Source organism: Nostoc sp. UHCC 0251 (assembly GCF_034932245.1).
Taxonomy (GTDB): Bacteria; Cyanobacteriota; Cyanobacteriia; order Cyanobacteriales; family Nostocaceae; genus Nostoc.
In genome coordinates this window covers 1-16,510 of record NZ_JAYGHD010000374.1, presented here as the reverse complement: position 1 = coordinate 16,510, position 16,510 = coordinate 1, and the positions used below count along the sequence as shown (strand labels likewise).

Below are 16,510 nucleotides of genomic sequence, written 5' to 3'. Positions count from 1 at the left end.
CCTCTGCCTCCTCTGCCTCCCCTGCTTACTCACCTCACAAAATCGCATTGCTCCCGTATGAGTGCAGCATTTGACTTTTTGGTTAACACGGCAGGCGGTTTATTGATGAACCTGGGTGTTTCTGGGATGGTGGGACAATTATTGGGAGTGGGGGCGACCCTTGCCTTGCATCCTCTGTTGCTACTAACCGGGATAGTTGTCGGTGGTGCGGGAATTGCGATCGCACGCGAGTTAAACAAGCGCCCTCAGTTGCAGTTGGTTGTTGATAATACATGAGGGGTAAATTATGTTTACTCCTACACCTGTGCGAAATAAACAGCCAAGTCGCAGAAAGAAAAAGGTAAATGTTACCCTGTGGACGGTTTGTTCAACTGTTAGTGCGCTGTCTGTTATTGGGGCGGTTGCATTGATGGTTGGATGGAAGCAACAAGTTCCAGGTAATCAAATATCGGAGGTACAGCAGGTAAAGGCGCAAGTTTCCCAAATTCGGGAAGTGTACTTAGAAAAGCTTTCCCGTACTGACTACAATATAGACCATCTTTCCAGTTACTCCTCAGTAGAGGGTGCGCCTACTCTTACAGGCTGGCGACAGTTGGCGGCGGCATTGTGGGGACAGCAATTGCGGAGTGAAATATCTAGGATGCAGGCTAATGATAAATCTGGGTTTTACCGCCTTCACTATATGCCGGCACTGGAGATAGTTAAATTCAACTCACTGGATGTTTTACTAGAAGCGGCTTCTGGAAATAATAGTTTTTACTGGGGGTACCGCAAAACCGATGGTACGAAAGTTGAGGAGAAGATACCAACTGGGGCGGCTGCTGTTTTGATTTTGGGTAAATTAGAGGCAATTGATTACGCTCAAAACTTGGAATCTCAACCATCGGTTGATCTGAATCAAATGCTAATTCAGATTAAGAATGCTCAAGAACCATATTCTCTTGCACAGGCGCAGCTGTTACGAGCGCGGGGGTATTTAGATCCAGTAGAGCAGATGGCACAGGTGGCAGACATCCGCGAGAGAATACACCAACGGGAGGAGCAAAGGCGGATGTATATTCAACAAATGAAGAAGCAATTACCTCAGCCAGTTCCTAATAGAAAGCCTGTTAATAAATCGAGGGGGTGATGTCATGTATGTCAAGTTTGCTGCTGCGATAATTTGCATAGCTTTATGTTCGCTCAACGTTGTAGCGGCAGTCAAACGTACCCCTATTCGTACTACCCTTGAAGGTTCAACTCGCACGACAGTTGAGATGATGCCATCTCCCAATTCAGGAGTGCATTGGATGAGTGCAGTTATATTTCTGGCTGGATTTGCTTGTTTTTTGGGCTGGGGAATTTCTGACTATAACAATGCAGTTGAAGAAAGAGATGAAGTGTCTGATAACTTGCCTAATCCCGGCAATCAACAACTTCATGTTGGTGTTTCTGATACTGATATTCAACCTTCTTTAATGCCCCCGGTATCACCTTCTTCTGGGATGAGATTAAATAGCGAGTTCTCTGCTAAGAATGTAGTCCAATTTTCTCCTCGTTCTAGTGTTTCTGGGTTAGGGCGAGTACATAGTAGCCAATTTGTTGAAGATGGAGTGCAAAACCAACTTGGAATGTTATCTCCAGAAGAGTTTTACACCCAACTTCAGGATGAAGATTTCTGGGAAGATACTAACTCCCAGGTAAATGATAAACCCGCCAGCTAGTTACTTAATTTGAGGTCATATTATGAGCAGAAATCAGCGCCGCAACTTTGATGTTGATTATTCTGAAGGTGGAGCAATTGTGCCTGCAAACCGTTTGCAAAATATGTTGCAGCAGGTACAGCAACAAGGAGGAATGGTAAATCAGCAACCTAACATTTCTCCCATGACTACTTATGAGACTCAGCCAGTAGAAGTTAGGTATATCAATGCACCTACTGCCTATAAGCCGAGGGTTCCTCAGATAGAAATTCCCTACATTGAGACTTGGAAAGCACATCGGCTGCACCCACAAAACCCCTGGAGATTTGGCTGGTATCCAGTATATTTTTTATCTGATGTAATTAAATCTCCTGTGGGTGTAGCTGGTGTGGGAGTGTGGCTGTTGATAATGCTGTTGAATTTTTTCCTAAATGGCAGTTACACCGGGCCGGGGTATGCGTCTGGGAAGAAGATTGAAGTTGTACCCAAGGAAGTTCCCTCTTTTGCCCTGCCTGTGGTTAAGCAATTGGAATAATGACGGTAAAGGCAATTTTTGGGTTCGTACTGCTGGTATGGATTGCAGATATTTTACAACCGGGATATTTGCAGTTTTATAACTGGCGTAATGCTGTGGCATTGGTACAAAAGCTTCAGTTTTCATCGACGGCTGTTGTACCCACTGCTGCACCTGGCGTGAATATATCTTCTACTCCTGTTCCTAAACACTATTCTCCTCAAGTAAGGGAACCTGCAACATCTGGGGATGGCCTAAATTCTCCTGATTGCCGTGTGGCTAGGAATGATTTTGAGGAAGTATTGAGTACTGCAAGGATTGGTTGTTGGCAGGTTGCTCCTGCTAATGCGAAAAGGCGTTGAGGCAATGCGAATAATCTTTGAAACTGACGGTGGTAAGGAGGTTAGTAATTCGACTGTAACTAGTTTGGATGAGACGGTCGATACTAGTTCGAGTACAAATTGGAGATATGCGATCGCAACCTCAGTTTTAATTGCAGCTATGGTCATTCCCCAAGTTTCTGGGTGGATTGAATCTCAACTGTTAGTTAAATCTCTCCAAGGTCTAATACTACCAAAAACTATTCGTAGTAATCAGGTTTTAAATAATGGTCGAATTGCCTTTCCAACTGCTGCTGGTACTTCTGTTACCTCAGAGTTTGGTTGGCGAACACACCCCATTACGGGCAAACACAAGTTTCATACTGGGATTGATTTTGGTGCAGCCAAGGGTACGCCAATTTATGCGATTGATGCTGGTCGAGTAGTTTTTGCAGGCGACAAGGGTGGTTATGGCAAAGCGGCTGTTATTCAGCATCAGGGAAGTTTATCTACTCTGTACGGTCATGCCAGTCAGCTGTATGTACAGCAAGGACAACAAGTTGTGCGTGGGCAGATGATTGCAGCAGTAGGTAGTACGGGCTTTTCAACGGGGCCGCATTTGCATTTTGAAGTTCACGTTAATGGTGTAACACAGAACCCCCGCCCTTATTTACAAGAATATTTAGCTAATCGTTGAAGTTATTTAACTATTGGCAAGAGAAATGCAAATTGTACCGATTTTTATATCAGGTGTAGTTGGTGCAGCCTGCTCTGTTGCATTTTCCTATGGAGTGGCTTCACTGCCATGTGGATTGGTATCAAAGGGTGCGGATACTATTTGTCAGGTACGTAGCTTTGGTAAGGCACTTGATAGTTGGAAATTTGGGTTTCTTGTTGGTGGTTTAGTAGGATTGATTTTGAGTCCTCGCCGTCAATTTATATCCCAGTTTCAACCCATTCATCTGTCAACTGCTTCCTTAATTACTTTGGGCATTTATTTTTCAATTTCTCAAAGTACTGGTGTTTCTTCAGTATCATTAAATAGTTTAAGAGGAAGAGTTAGTACAGGTTCTTACTCACCACATCCTGATTCTCCACGGTTGAGTGCTTTTTTAGCGACAATTCGTTGGGCAGAAACAGGAACTAGTGAGACAGAAAGTTATCGCAAGTTAGTATTTAACGGAACTTTTAATAATTTTTCTACACACCCGTTAAAGAAACAGTGCGCTCCTATTAATGGCAAAAATATTTGTTCAACTGCGGCTGGTGCTTATCAAATGTTGGATAAAAGTTGGTATGACCTTCAGCCAAAGTTAAACTTAAAGGATTTTAGCCCAGCTTCTCAGGACAAGATGGCAATTGAATATATTCGTCGTAATAATGCCTTAAGTGATGTTGAAGCAGGAAAGTTTGATACTGCTGTATGTAAAGTAGGTAGGGTATGGGCTTCGTTTCCTTGTAATAATTACAACCAAAATGCTAAATCAATCGATAAACTAAGAATTTACTATCAGCAGCAATTACAAAAGTTTGAAATTTATAGGAGGTAAAAATCAGTGATATTATTACCATACAATGACACTAATGGTAATATCGAATTTCAAAAACAACAGCTTTTGACTGCAATTGTGCAGGCAAAACAAGATGGTTTTGGCAATGAAGAGATTATAGATAATGTACGGGAGACTTTACCTTCCCCAATGGTCTCTTATGCTGAAACTATTCTACAACAGATTGATTTTAGAGCAAAATTATCACGTCCTGTTATAGAATTTAATTTAGAATTTTTATTTCAGTTAATATACGAATCAGTAATTGCAGGTACAAACGATGAAGAAATATTATCAATATGTGCAGAACACTGTACTTTAAACCAGTACGAGTTTGTACGTTACGCACTTGAATATATTCATATCAATCGGATGCCATCGCAGTGGGAGCAAAATAACGTATATCAAAAAATGATTGGGATAGTTAATCTATCACCCATTGAATGTTTATTTGAATATATTGAAGCAATCAAAAATATTTATCTCAAGCAGATTGGTTATAAAGTAGTTCAGGAGAATCTTTATAATTTATTTTTGAGCAATAAAGAAACTAGCTATTTTACTGATTTAGCTAATAAATCTAGAGATAACTTCATTAAAAACTATTGCTGCCGAACGGCAGTGCTTGTTGCGCGTGCCACAGGTAAGCCATTAGATTTAAAACTGACAGGTGATGGTTCAATTCTTTTAAAAGAGCCTAAATATTTAGATATAAATAGTGGTGCAAATGAGATTGCTACTTCACAAAATTTAACTATGGTACAGGCAGGAAAACTATTAGTTAATACCTTAGAAGAATTTAGTATTAATGCCAAATATGTTGAAGCTAAAACGGGGCCAACATTCAACCGCATTAAGGTAAAATTAGGACGAGGTGTTAGTTACAAGAAAGTAGAAGACATCGGTAATGACTTAGTGCAGCAGCTTGGTGAAGAGTTAGGCTTGAAATTTGCACCAATGGTGAGTGTAGTGCCTGGAGGAGTTGTATTTGACATACCCCGATTAGATAGACAATTTGCTTATTTCCGCGATCATTTTACTTTTGACAGTGAACCTGACATTCATTCTGTATCTATTCCTGGTGGTGTTGATGTAGATGGCACCTATGTTGAAATTCCACTTTATAGCGACAACGTAACCCATATCCTGGGTGGTGGGCGGACGCGGGGTGGGAAGTCACAATTTGAGAAAGCAGCAATCTTATATTTAGTGCGGCAGTATCCACCTTCCGTCGTTCGATTAGCGCTTTCGGATGTTAAGCGCGTGACCTTTGGTAAATTTGATGGGCTACCCCATCTTGTTGCCCCAGTTGCGCGTGATGCAGAGTCTACCGCTAACTTGCTTGATTACTTGGTAGAAGAAATGGAATTGCGTTACCAAGAATTTGAGCGCCACAACAGTATTGAAACGATCGCACAGTACAACCTGCGGTTTGCACCTGATTTTGTCATGCCGCGAGTGATTTGTCTGATTGACGAGTGTTTTGATCTACTTTCCGATGATAAGTACTGCGATCGCATTGAGACTGCGTTGATGAAGTTGCTTGCAAAAGCGGGTGGTGCAGGAATTCATGTACTGTTGTACACGCAACGTCCTGATAAAAACGTGATTGATCCGTTGATTCGCTCAAACTTTCCAGCCAAGACAGCCTTTGTTACGACTCGCCCTGAAGACAGTTGTATTATCCTTGGAGACGATAAAGACAAACGTGCAGTTTATTTACTGGGATACGGAGATTTCTTGTACAAAACGACTGAAGTGCTGCGACTCCAGGCGCTTTATGTAGCTGACGATGAAGACCCTGAATACTTCCAGCAATTACTCCTAGAAGCTAAAAATCAAAACGACCCCTACACAGCTTGGCAGTCTGGGTTAGACTTTGATGAATTTGTCGCTAGTTTGTACGGCGAGCGCAATAGTAAGGACATAGGTAAATCTAAAACTACTGCTGTTACTAAAACTAAACAGTCCAAAACTGATTTTGAGGGCAGTTTTAACTTTAAGGTACAGCTTGACGAGGAAGCAAGAAACTCAATTTTGAATTTGCATCAAAAGGGTTATCAACTTGATGAAATTGTCAAAGCGGTATTCAATTTATCCCGTCAAGATGGTAGATCGTACAAGAAATTTAGAAACGTTGTTGAGGATTTTTTAAATAGCTTGAAAGGTGGCGGTGAAGATGATATTTGAACTGACCATGCCTTTACCCCCTTGTATGAACGAAATTATTAACCAGGCACGGTCAGGTTGGCAAGCCAGCGCTGGACTTAAGAAGTACTGGACAAACTTAATTGGTGAATTTGTTAGAGAATGTGGATTTTGTTTAGATGGTGCAGTTTGGATTGAATTTCATTGGTATGTCAAAAATTTTGGACGAGATAGCGATAACGTAGCTGCTGCCGCCAAATTTATCATGGATGGTCTGGTTACAGGACAAGCAATCCGTAACGATAACTTGACAGTTATCCAATCACCTGTAGTTCATTATTATCATCGCAGTAGTGGTGATGATGGTGTGCTGTTGAGACTTTCACAATCACCTGATTTCCTGTTAGATAATTTTATTGTGTCTAACCAATTTTCCCGAAACAGCTTAGAAAAGCATAGTCAAAAAATCACATATTTAGTGTCAATTTAATTTATGGATATATTGGATTTAAAGGATGACGATAATGTTACGTTATAAAGACTACTGTCAGTTAATCGATCAGATAAATGCAGGTAAAAATATTAACCTATGGGGCAAACAAAATATTGGTAAGACTCTTACTGTTAAAAACTGTTTACTCAAGGATATTAACTTAGAGTCTGTTTACCTCAATCTTGAATATCCTTTTAGTGTGGATCATCTATTCAACGTTATTCCTATTAGCTTCAGCTTTTACTACCAGCAGGATTGGCAAAATATCATAAGCAAATTATCTGATGGTTATAATAGGCTGCTGGTGATAGATAATTTTGATAGATTGCATTTTGTTAGCAATACTTTTAGCCACGACTTATTCCGATTACAACAGTTAGCTCAACTAGAAAATTTTTCTTTACTGTTAATATCTCGTATGCCGCTAGAATATTTCCATTTTTCATGTTTTGCTAACTATTTTGGAAAATTGGAATTGAACGAAACTAATACTTGGACTTTTAAACAGTAGATATGTGATTCCTTGATATTATTTTTTGCTGATATTTTACTCTGGGTATATTTTTGTGTTATCAAAGTGGATGTCATACTCTTATGGCTTCTTAATTTTTTTCTTGTATCGGATATTAAAATATTTTTTATAGTTATATTGTTGTTGTATTCTATCGTAATGTAACATAACATTATTTGGGGTAAAATAATTGCTGCTAAATTACCAGTATCGCGCTTATCTAAATATGAATCAAAAATTAGAGATTAATTATTGGTTGCGAGTTTGTCGATACTGGTACAACAAACAACTAAGAGATAGGTTTGATTGGTGGGAAAACAATCGTAATTACATTAATACTTGTCCATTAATATGTTCATTGCCAGAGTTAAGAGACAATCCTGATTTTTATTCTCAGAAAAAACAACTTCCAATTCTCAAAGAGGATTTAATAAAAGTTGTGCATTCTGGGGAATTATTAGATTTTACTCGTGTGCCTTCCCAAACACTGCAAGATGTCTCCAAGCGTGTAGATTTGGCTTTTTATCGTTTTATCAAAGGCGATAGCAATGGTAATCGTAGTGGTAAACCACGCTTTAAAAGTGCTGCTCGTTACCAAACAATGAAAGTTGAGAGGCAAGCTATAACTATTGAGCGTGTTGAAAAACGTTGGTTATTTTTGTCATTTTCAAAACTGAAAGGTTGGATAAAAGTGCGTTTACACCGTCCACTACCTGATGGATTTGTATTTAAGAATGCACTTTTAACTAAAAAAGCCGATGGTTGGTATATTGCTATTTGCCTAGAAGATCCAAGTGTTCCTGCTTTTACTCTTGATGAAATTGTGCCAACTTGGGACAACACATTAGGAATAGATGCAGTACTTCAGGAAGATGATTATCTGGCAACTTCAGAAAGTACTAAATTACCTGCACTAAAATCTTTCAGGAAATCTGAAAAGCGGTTGGCGAAAGTATCACGTCGTAAGTTTGCAAAAATAAAAGGGAGTAAAGCAAGGCGCAAACTAGCTAAAAGAGAGGCACGAGAACATCAACGTATTGCCAGAGCAAGAAAAGACCATGCTTTTAAAACTGCTCACGCTCTGGTGAGAACAGGTAACAAGGTTTTTGTACACGAAAATTTAAATCTCAAAGCTTTATCAAAGCGCAACAAAGCCAAACAAGATGAAGATGGTAAATATCTTCCAAATGGGCAATCAGCAAAGAGTGGATTGAATAAATCGTGGCTAGATGCTGCTTTTGGTAACTTTTTCACAATCCTAGAATACATAGTTTCAAAAACTGGGGCTAGGACTATAGCAGTTAAACCTGCCTATACATCTCAATTGCTCTCGTACCGTGATGAATTTGTATTTATTGATTGCGGAATCAGAGAGTATTGGGATGAGAAGGAATCGCTACTTGTTGATAGGGATATCAATGCCGCACTCAACATAAAGCGCGTGGGACTGGGACTGTTTCCCACGATAAAATGCCGTAGAGGGAATCCTGTAGTAACTGAATCTACTACTAATAGTACCTCGAAGGAAGTTCTGGTAGTTATCAGGAATGCCAGAAGCCTACACTCACCCTTGTGGGAGTTTAGGTAGTTCACGTGCGCGGAAGCTGCGACAGTTCTGCAAGGAACGCCAGATTCAAGGCTATTCTACCGTCTACAACCGTAAAAAACTCGATGGACTCGTTGACTTTCTGATCGCACAACAAGTGACTTCCGCTCAAGTAGTCGAGTTTGTGGAAATGCTTGCTTAGAGTTTGATGAAAAGCCTCGGTAAAAATTGGGATTTCAAAACTACTTCCTTGATATAGGATGGTGCTTGCTTGATAATTACTTCTATTAAGTTTGGGCTTCCAAGATGCGTCCTATACTTCTTGGCGATAATGTCGGTAATCCCCTCCGAGTAGCTTCCTCAGCTACTTGCGTATGGTAATGGTGCTTTGAACGACTAGGTTTCCGGTTCTTGCTCCATTGGCTGATTTCGACAATTTTGCTTGCCTCTGTACTTTTGCACTTCTTAGGTCTACCTACGTTGACACCTAGCACCTCATTAGCTTTTGCGATCGCCGACTCCTGGGTTTCTGACAAGATGGTACTTGATGTCCATCTTTTCTTCCACTTTGCTATTGAGTTTTCGGTTACGCCAATCTCTTGGGCTAAGGCTACATATTTTTTGCCTTCGTTTAGCCCTAGCAAAATTTTCGCTCTTTTGCTAACTTCATCGCTGCTGGTTGCTGCTATGTGTTCTAGTGCTTGTTTTTCAATAGAATTTAGTATCTGAAGACGAGGCATCTAAAAATTTACCCCTCTTTACTGTACAATTTTGCCAAATGGAATGAAGGCTGATATACTTTTTTTGTAGAGTCCATTTTTCCTAAAGATTCACTCAAAGCCCTGGTGCAAACAGGGCTTTGAGAAAAAAACAAGCCCACCTGTTACTAGAACAGGACGGAATTTTGTTTTGTCAATTTAGTTATCTAGAGCCATCATATCATGAGTTTACACAGTTTTACAAATCTTTCTTCGGATAGATGCTTTTTGTCTCAATATTGGTGCCTTAAATATCTCTTCAGTCGTATTAGTTGTCAATGGGTTGAGAATAATAGTTACTGCGCGAGAAAATCTCTCAAAGAGAATTTTCTGGTAGGTAATCTTTGGTATTTACAAGAATTAATTATTTTTTAAAATAATCACTTTTCCCAAGGGATAGAAGTGCTGCAAATCTTGCTGTATAAGCTTTTCCTGCTTGAATGTCGGGATTTTAACTTCTTGAAATTATCTTTTGAGTGACAATTTGTGAACCGGAGTATAAATATGTCTCTTGTGCAGAATCCGGCAATTGTATATATTTCGCCTGCTGAGTTGGTTGTTCATCCGAAGCTGATAGAAATATATGGTGAGAATGAGGAACGTCCAGCTTTGGAAAAAAGTATCTCGGAAAAAGGGATTCTTGAATCTTTAAAGGTATCTGCACGTACTGGTGTCAATGTAGTCTTGGCAGGTAAGTGTCGCTTGCAGATAGCTCGCAAGCTCTTAATTTCCTCTGTGAAAGTGGAATTTGTCGAGTCTGATTCGCCTGAAGAAGATTTGAAACTAGTGCTTGACTTTAATCTTCATCGCGAAGGCGGGAAGACTCATTACCAGAAATTTCACGAGGGGCAGTACTGGGAGAGCGTACTTCGTCCACAAGCGAAAGAAAGACAAAGGGAGAGTGCTCGTCGTTTGAATGAATCGAAGTGTTCAAATTTGAATCATTCGATAAATGAGAGTAAGTCTCAATTAAAGAAGGGTAAACCCGTGATTCGGGAGGTTTCGGAGAATCTAAATATAAGTGTTGGCAGTTATCACAAGGGTAAGAAAGTTTTTGAGTTAATTTCTCAATTACGAGAAATGGAAAAATTTAAGGCAGTTGTTGCACTAGAGATGGAATTTAACCGAAGTATTGATGCAGCGTACAAATTTGTTTGCAATCAAGATATCTGTTACCAGGTAATAGACCTTCTGGAAGCAGATGAGATAGGTAGTATAGGCGATGGTATTGCTTGGATGCGAAATGGTGAGCGCAATCCGTTTCGGCGTTTCCAGCTTGACCAAGTATATCAATTCAAAAAGAGACTGCGGCCCGAGTTGGAAATTGTGGGACGGGTTATTGCTATAACTAATGAGTTTGTTGTGTTTGGATTGAGGAATTTAGTGAATATGAGCCTAGAAATTGTGAATCTCCGTCCGCGACAAATTGATGCAGAATTGCAGGATGAACCATCTGCATCACAGAGGAAGAGAATATTTCACTTAATGCAAAAGTTTAGTGATGTTTTCCCAGTTCAAGTGTCTTTGGCGGAGTTGTTGAAACTTCCTAATTTAACTGATAAAGAGGAGGTTTTGTTGCGGATGTATGAGTCTGACGTATTTGAAAAAACTTGGGAAGATTATAAGACCCAAATGAAAGCAATGGAAGTTTCTACAAATAGAAAAAAGGATAAGATTTGTGCTGCATAGGTAGCTGTAAGCAGTTAATCTAGCAGAGAATTTATCCCACAATTTAACATTACTTACTAGATTAGCATCTCAATACTAATTGCAATACGAGTTCACTATTGTGGGTGCTGAACTCGTATCAAGATATTTGACTGTTTTTTGTTTTTTAACTCGGTGGTGGAGTATGAGCAATTTCATCTTCACCAGTTGTACTAATAAGAGCCAATGCGGGGTGACACTTGTGGGTGTTACTAGCTTTGCATTGTTATCCCAAAACTCTTTTGTCGATTTAGTGACAACTTCGCTCGAACTGCCTCATTTAAATAATTACCAAAAAAAAGTTGGGTAGTCGCATTGTTGTTGGTGAAGCGTGTTGGACTAAATGCCAGTCTAAGCCTACGTATGTCTAAGCCTAAACAAGTATAAAGCTTTGTTTGCTTTCAACCACGAGACGATTACCAGTCGCCTCCAACAAGCGGATAACCAACCGCTTAATTCAAAATAAAATTTCAAATTTAGGCTAACACATTTTGACCAACAGCGAGGCTACCTGATGCACAAAAATCATCAGGACAGTCACTCATGTTCCAAGAAAATTTCGGGGCAGATTTTGATAACAAGCCCCAATTAAGTCTTTCACAGCCTTCAAAAAAGAAAATCAAACCCCACCTGCCCGCAGAATCCGTGGGTAAACGCTACGTAGAGCGCTTTTGGCATCCATTTGGGGCGATAATTGCCCCAAATCAAGCACAAGGTGTAAAACCAGCATGGCGCACTATCGATTATTATCTCCAACCCTCCCAACTGTGGAACCTGCACCAAGACAAGTCGAAACTAGTAGGTCTGCGCTTTAACGACACAACACGTTACGCCACAATCGATTTAGACCTAGAAGGCGACTACCATAACATTGAATCCATAAATCGCATCAAAGCGGTGCTAGAGGACATCGGCATAGTCGATATCATCATCCTCCAGTCCAGCTTTAGTGGCGGTTATCACCTAATCCTAAGCTTCGCATCCCCCCTACCCACCTTTCCCCTAGCCTGCGCCCTAGAGATTACCTTAAGAAACGCAAGCTTTATCCTCCGCCAAGGACACCTAGAAATCTTCCCCAACACCAAACCATATAGTGCCAAACAAATAACCAACTACAAAGCCATCCGTTGCCCCATGCAACCAGGTAGCGGGTCATTTTTACTTAATGACGACCTGCAACCAATTAGTGACTCAGTTTCTATCTTCCTCGACTATTGCGATCGCGCGGCCAGCCGGCAAGATTTAACCAAACTAAAACGGGTAGCGAACAAAGCCAAAAAACAAATTTCACGGGAGAGATATCGCAAGCAAGAATCTGCTGACGTTGTACAGTGGCGTGCCAACTGGGAAGAAATCATCAGCACAGGCTGGACAGGAAAAGGACAAACAAACACCCTCCTACAAATCTTTGTAGGGTACGGAATCGTCTTTTTAGACTTAGAGAGTGATAAATTAGTCGAATTTTGCCTTACTACCGCAATTAACGCCCCAGGCTACAGCCAATATTGCCGACACCAACACGAAATCGAAGCTAGAGTGCGGCATTGGGTAGAATCCACAATTCGCAACAAATGGTACAGCGCCTACATTAGCTATCCCGAAAGGTTGTTAGGTACATTCGCCAACACATTTGCAGAAGCCATAGCAGGGATTGGAAGCATCCATAAACGCAAAGACAATGTAATCCCATTTGACCGTCGCCAGCAGATGAACTGGGAAAGCAGTCAACAAGCCCAACGACGCATCCAGATAGTAGTAAGAGCAATAGAGTGGGATAGAGGCTTACCAGCAGGGGCTACTGAACGAGCGAAAGCGATACGTACTGAGTACAAATGCCGCTTTCACAAAACTATCTCACAAGAGACACTACAAAAGCACTTGCATTTGTGGCATCCTACACGCTACATCTTAGATCCGTGGGTAGAAAATAGCTCAAACCCTTATCAATCAAGCAATGACGGGCAATTTGATATTTTTAAAAACTCATTTGCAAAACAAAGTGCTGAAAATCCTTACCAAAAGCAAAATGACGGTCATTTTTACTATATGAAGGTCTTTTGTAAATGCTTACCTCCGGTTGCCAATGCCCCTACAGGGCAGTTGGCAACCGGAGGTTTTGAAGAAGTTGCTAAGTCTGAACGAGAATTATTTGTACTACAGGTACAAGATGAATCTGAGGAAATTAAGAATTCCGAAGAATTGAATTTATTGCAACCAAAGGATCTGTCTTTAACTTCAGGTGTCAATAATTCTGATAATTCATTAGTTTCTTCAAATATTATAGAATTAGCTGAAAATCTTAATGAAAGTACTTCAGATAAGAATTTTAAATATCTTTCTAACCCGAGTACGGTTGAAAATTACAATAATAAAAACTTATTAATCAATTCTGTCAGTATTCCACCTACTGCATCTACACCTGCAATTGTGCTGCCTGAAGCGTTACAAAAAGCCGAAGTTAGCGAGCAAAGTACATCTTCAGGCGATTCAGCAGCAACTCTCGCTTTGTCAGAACTGAAGAATCTGACTAAGTTGCGACTCCAAGCAGCATCTTACGCCAAACGTGTAGCTAGAGAGTACTGCCTGATTGCACGATGCTTAATTGGGGGCAAGGAACGGGAAAGACTGGAGCAGAGTGCCAAAATGCAATTTTATCTCGATTCAGGTAACAAAACTCTAATTGCAGAAGCCAATGAGTGGGCGGCTGTCAATCCTGGATGCCTACCATTTTCGTTGGAGTTGGTGTTTCAAGAAGGTGAGACGTGATGGCTGAATTTCACAGGTGAGAGTGATTTGGATGCCTATACGGGTACATGGGATTGAAAACAGTTTGCCGCAATGGAATGTATTCTGTATTAACAGAATTTTGAAAACAGAAATATCCGCCATTTAATTCTATTACAACCGATTTATCAAGTCTGAGTAGTTTCTCCCAGTTATTTTGACATTCTTCGATATGTACTTATTTCTTTTAATACGAATTCGTGTAGTTGTGATAACAGCAATTTAGTGACTATGGCGATGGTGAATGTCCCTAGTACAGGTCGGCGGAAATAAACAGACCATATTGGTGGGAGAATAAATAATCAGGATAAAAGCCGTTTGGTAGGGAGAGATGGAGGAATCAAGGTGTGGCTAGATTAGCTCCTAAAATATTAAATTTAAGTGATGAAGAGCGTGAGCAACTGTAAAAGTTGATAAACCGGCAAAACACGCCGCAACAGATAGCGATACGAGCCAAAATAATTCTCATGGTACTGCTTCACAGTCGATTTCACTTTATGTGCGAATTGCAGCGGCTGAAACCCCTGTAGTTTCGTTGTCAATTACTGTATAGTTTGAGGTATTGCCAGATTATCCTCTCAAGAGTTGCTTCTATGATTACTCTACCTGGTATTGTCATTCAAGACAAAATATACGAGAGTTCTAATTCTCTAGTTTATCGCGGCATCAGAGACGATGGAGTAGGGATAATTGTAAAAATGCTAAAGCTTGATTATCCCTCACCTCAAGAACTGACCCGCTACAGACAGGAATATAAAATTATCCGTTCCCTCACAGTGGAAGGAGTAGTGAAGGCATACAGCCAGCAAGACTATCAACGCACTCTGGTGATTCTCTTAGAAGATTTTGGGGGAGAGTCCCTAGAGCAATGGATGCACAAGCGCCCAGACATGTTTTGCTCCATGCCCTTATGCCAATTTTTAAGTCTTGCGATCGCTGTTTGCGACATTCTAGGTAAAATCCATACAGCCAATATCATTCATAAAGATATCAACCCTGGAAACATAGTCCTGAATCTGGATACTGGCGTTGTCAAAATTATTGACTTTGGGATTGCCACCCAATTTAATCGCACGAATCCGACTTTCAAAAGTCCTCATGTTTTAGAAGGGACACTTGCATATCTATCTCCAGAGCAAACCGGGCGGATGAACCGTTTACTGGATTACCGCACCGATTTTTACTCCCTTGGTGTGACGTTCTACGAACTGCTGACTGGACAGTTGCCGTTTCCCACAACAGACATTCTTGAACTAGTCCATTGCCATATTGCAAAGTCACCCGTACCACCACAGGAATTGAATGCAGCAATTCCTAAAGCGATTGCAGATATCATTTTGAAATTGATGGCGAAGAATGCCGAGGATCGATATCAGAGTGCTTGGGGTATCAAAGCAGATTTAGAAATCTGTGTTGAACAATTAGCAGAAATCGGTCAAATCTCTAGCATTCAACTGTCGCTTCAAGACGTTTCGGGTCAGTTTCAAATTCCCCAAAAACTGTATGGACGGGACAAGGAAGTTGCAATGTTACTGGCGGCGTTTGTTCGCGTAGCGTGTCCGGAGTCAAATCGCGTTGCTTCTTTACCAAACAATTCAGAAACAACTTCACAAAGCGAGCAAAGAGGCGAACCAAAATTCCAAGTCGAAATGATGTTGGTATCTGGCTATGCTGGCATTGGGAAATCTGCGTTAGTGCAAGAAATCTATAAACCAATTACCCAAAAGCGCGGCTATTTTATCTCTGGTAAATTCGATCAATTTCAGCGCAATATTCCCTACAGCGCGATCGCAGATGCTCTGCAAAAATTGATGCAGCAATTGCTCAGTGAGCCAGACGACAAAGTGCAACAGTGGCGATCACTCTTACTTACAGCTTTAGGAAACAACGGACAAATCATCATTGATGTGATCCCGGAAGTTGAATTGATTGTTGGCAAGCAGCCGCCTGTACCAGAAATTGGAGCAACTGAAGCTCAAAATCGCTTTCATCGAATCTTTGGGCAGTTCGTGCGGGTGTTTTGTTCAGAATCACATCCCCTGGTGATATTTTTAGATGATTTGCAATGGATAGACTCAGCAACACTAAATTTAATTGAGTTGATGCTGCTGGATGAGCAAGCCCAATCACTATTTTTAATTGGAGCTTATCGAGATAATGAAGTAAATCCAACACATCCATTAGCATTAATGCTAGAGAAACTGCGAAAAAAAGGGGCAGTGCTTCAGGAAATTATCCTTACACCATTAACGCTCTTGCCGTTGAGTCAGTTAATTGCCGAGACGCTACATCAAAATACAGACACAGTTCGTCCATTAGCTGAGTTGGTGTTGCGTAAAACTGAAGGCAATCCTTTTTTTGTCAATGAATTTTTGAGAATGCTGTATAGCGAAAATTTATTGAGCTTTGATGCACAATACTTAAGCTGGCAGTGGAACATAGCTGATAAGCTAATCGGCATTTAAATTGCAACATAGTCACTATTGCCTTTGTTTTT

Annotated in this window: 15 protein-coding genes and 1 pseudogene; 15 read left to right on the top strand and 1 reads right to left on the bottom strand. The window is 40.5% G+C overall.

Going from position 1 to position 16,510, the window contains the following annotated elements; all coding sequences use genetic code 11:
- The first annotated feature begins 57 nt into the window (after positions 1–57).
- The 12 genes from VB740_RS31615 to VB740_RS31560 all read left to right on the top strand — a co-directional run bounded on the left by VB740_RS31615 (position 58) and on the right by VB740_RS31560 (position 8,966).
- The gene (locus VB740_RS31615; RefSeq protein ID WP_011316696.1) at positions 58–276 is read left to right on the top strand and encodes a hypothetical protein; all 219 of its coding nucleotides are present in this window, start codon (positions 58–60) and stop codon (positions 274–276) included.
- A 10-nt stretch (positions 277–286) separates the two neighbouring features.
- Complete coding sequence (locus VB740_RS31610) at positions 287–1,129, top strand: phage terminase large subunit family protein (RefSeq protein WP_323203778.1); 843 nt, start codon at positions 287–289, stop codon at positions 1,127–1,129.
- Positions 1,130–1,133: 4 nt separating this feature from the next.
- Positions 1,134–1,703, top strand: a complete 570-nt coding sequence (locus VB740_RS31605) for a hypothetical protein (RefSeq protein ID WP_323203777.1) — start codon at positions 1,134–1,136, stop codon at positions 1,701–1,703.
- A 22-nt stretch (positions 1,704–1,725) separates the two neighbouring features.
- Positions 1,726–2,217, top strand: coding sequence for a hypothetical protein (locus VB740_RS31600; RefSeq protein WP_323203776.1), 492 nt, complete (start codon positions 1,726–1,728; stop codon positions 2,215–2,217).
- Positions 2,217–2,558: a hypothetical protein gene (locus VB740_RS31595; protein WP_323203775.1), complete on the top strand. Its 342-nt coding sequence runs from the start codon at positions 2,217–2,219 to the stop codon at positions 2,556–2,558. Before VB740_RS31600 ends, VB740_RS31595 begins: the two co-directional genes overlap by 1 nt.
- 4 nt (positions 2,559–2,562) lie before the next feature.
- On the top strand, positions 2,563–3,213 hold the full coding sequence (locus VB740_RS31590; RefSeq protein WP_323203774.1) for a M23 family metallopeptidase: 651 nt from the start codon (positions 2,563–2,565) through the stop codon (positions 3,211–3,213).
- A gap of 25 nt (positions 3,214–3,238) precedes the next feature.
- Positions 3,239–4,066: a lysozyme gene (locus tag VB740_RS31585; protein WP_323203773.1), complete on the top strand. Its 828-nt coding sequence runs from the start codon at positions 3,239–3,241 to the stop codon at positions 4,064–4,066.
- 6 nt (positions 4,067–4,072) lie between these two features.
- Positions 4,073–6,256 (top strand): DNA translocase FtsK, encoded by a 2,184-nt coding sequence (locus tag VB740_RS31580; protein ID WP_323203772.1) that lies wholly within the window; start codon positions 4,073–4,075, stop codon positions 6,254–6,256.
- Positions 6,246–6,704, top strand: coding sequence for a hypothetical protein (locus VB740_RS31575; RefSeq protein WP_323203771.1), 459 nt, complete (start codon positions 6,246–6,248; stop codon positions 6,702–6,704). Before VB740_RS31580 ends, VB740_RS31575 begins: the two co-directional genes overlap by 11 nt.
- A 25-nt stretch (positions 6,705–6,729) precedes the next feature.
- Positions 6,730–7,218, top strand: coding sequence for an ATP-binding protein (locus VB740_RS31570; RefSeq protein WP_323203770.1), 489 nt, complete (start codon positions 6,730–6,732; stop codon positions 7,216–7,218).
- A gap of 226 nt (positions 7,219–7,444) precedes the next feature.
- A complete protein-coding gene (locus tag VB740_RS31565; protein WP_185587502.1) occupies positions 7,445–8,806 on the top strand; it encodes an RNA-guided endonuclease InsQ/TnpB family protein in 1,362 nt (453 codons plus the stop codon).
- On the top strand, positions 8,766–8,966 hold the full coding sequence (locus VB740_RS31560; RefSeq protein ID WP_323203768.1) for a hypothetical protein: 201 nt from the start codon (positions 8,766–8,768) through the stop codon (positions 8,964–8,966). Before VB740_RS31565 ends, VB740_RS31560 begins: the two co-directional genes overlap by 41 nt.
- An 85-nt stretch (positions 8,967–9,051) precedes the next feature.
- On the opposite strand, the gene VB740_RS31555 is transcribed toward VB740_RS31560, so the two are convergent.
- Positions 9,052–9,504 carry a helix-turn-helix domain-containing protein gene (locus tag VB740_RS31555; RefSeq protein WP_104899266.1) on the bottom strand — a complete coding sequence of 151 codons (453 nt, stop codon included), beginning with the start codon at positions 9,502–9,504 and terminating at the stop codon, positions 9,052–9,054.
- Between the two features lie 522 nt (positions 9,505–10,026).
- Here VB740_RS31555 and VB740_RS31550 point away from each other — a divergent pair.
- From VB740_RS31550 to VB740_RS31540, 3 genes and pseudogenes are all read left to right on the top strand, one after another.
- On the top strand, positions 10,027–11,211 hold the full coding sequence (locus tag VB740_RS31550) for a hypothetical protein (RefSeq protein ID WP_323203767.1): 1,185 nt from the start codon (positions 10,027–10,029) through the stop codon (positions 11,209–11,211).
- 561 nt (positions 11,212–11,772) lie between these two features.
- A complete protein-coding gene (locus VB740_RS31545) occupies positions 11,773–13,995 on the top strand; it encodes a hypothetical protein (RefSeq protein ID WP_323203766.1) in 2,223 nt (740 codons plus the stop codon).
- A gap of 611 nt (positions 13,996–14,606) precedes the next feature.
- Positions 14,607–16,454 (top strand): annotated as a pseudogene (locus VB740_RS31540) (ATP-binding protein); the annotation flags it as partial.
- Positions 16,455–16,510 lie beyond the last annotated feature (56 nt).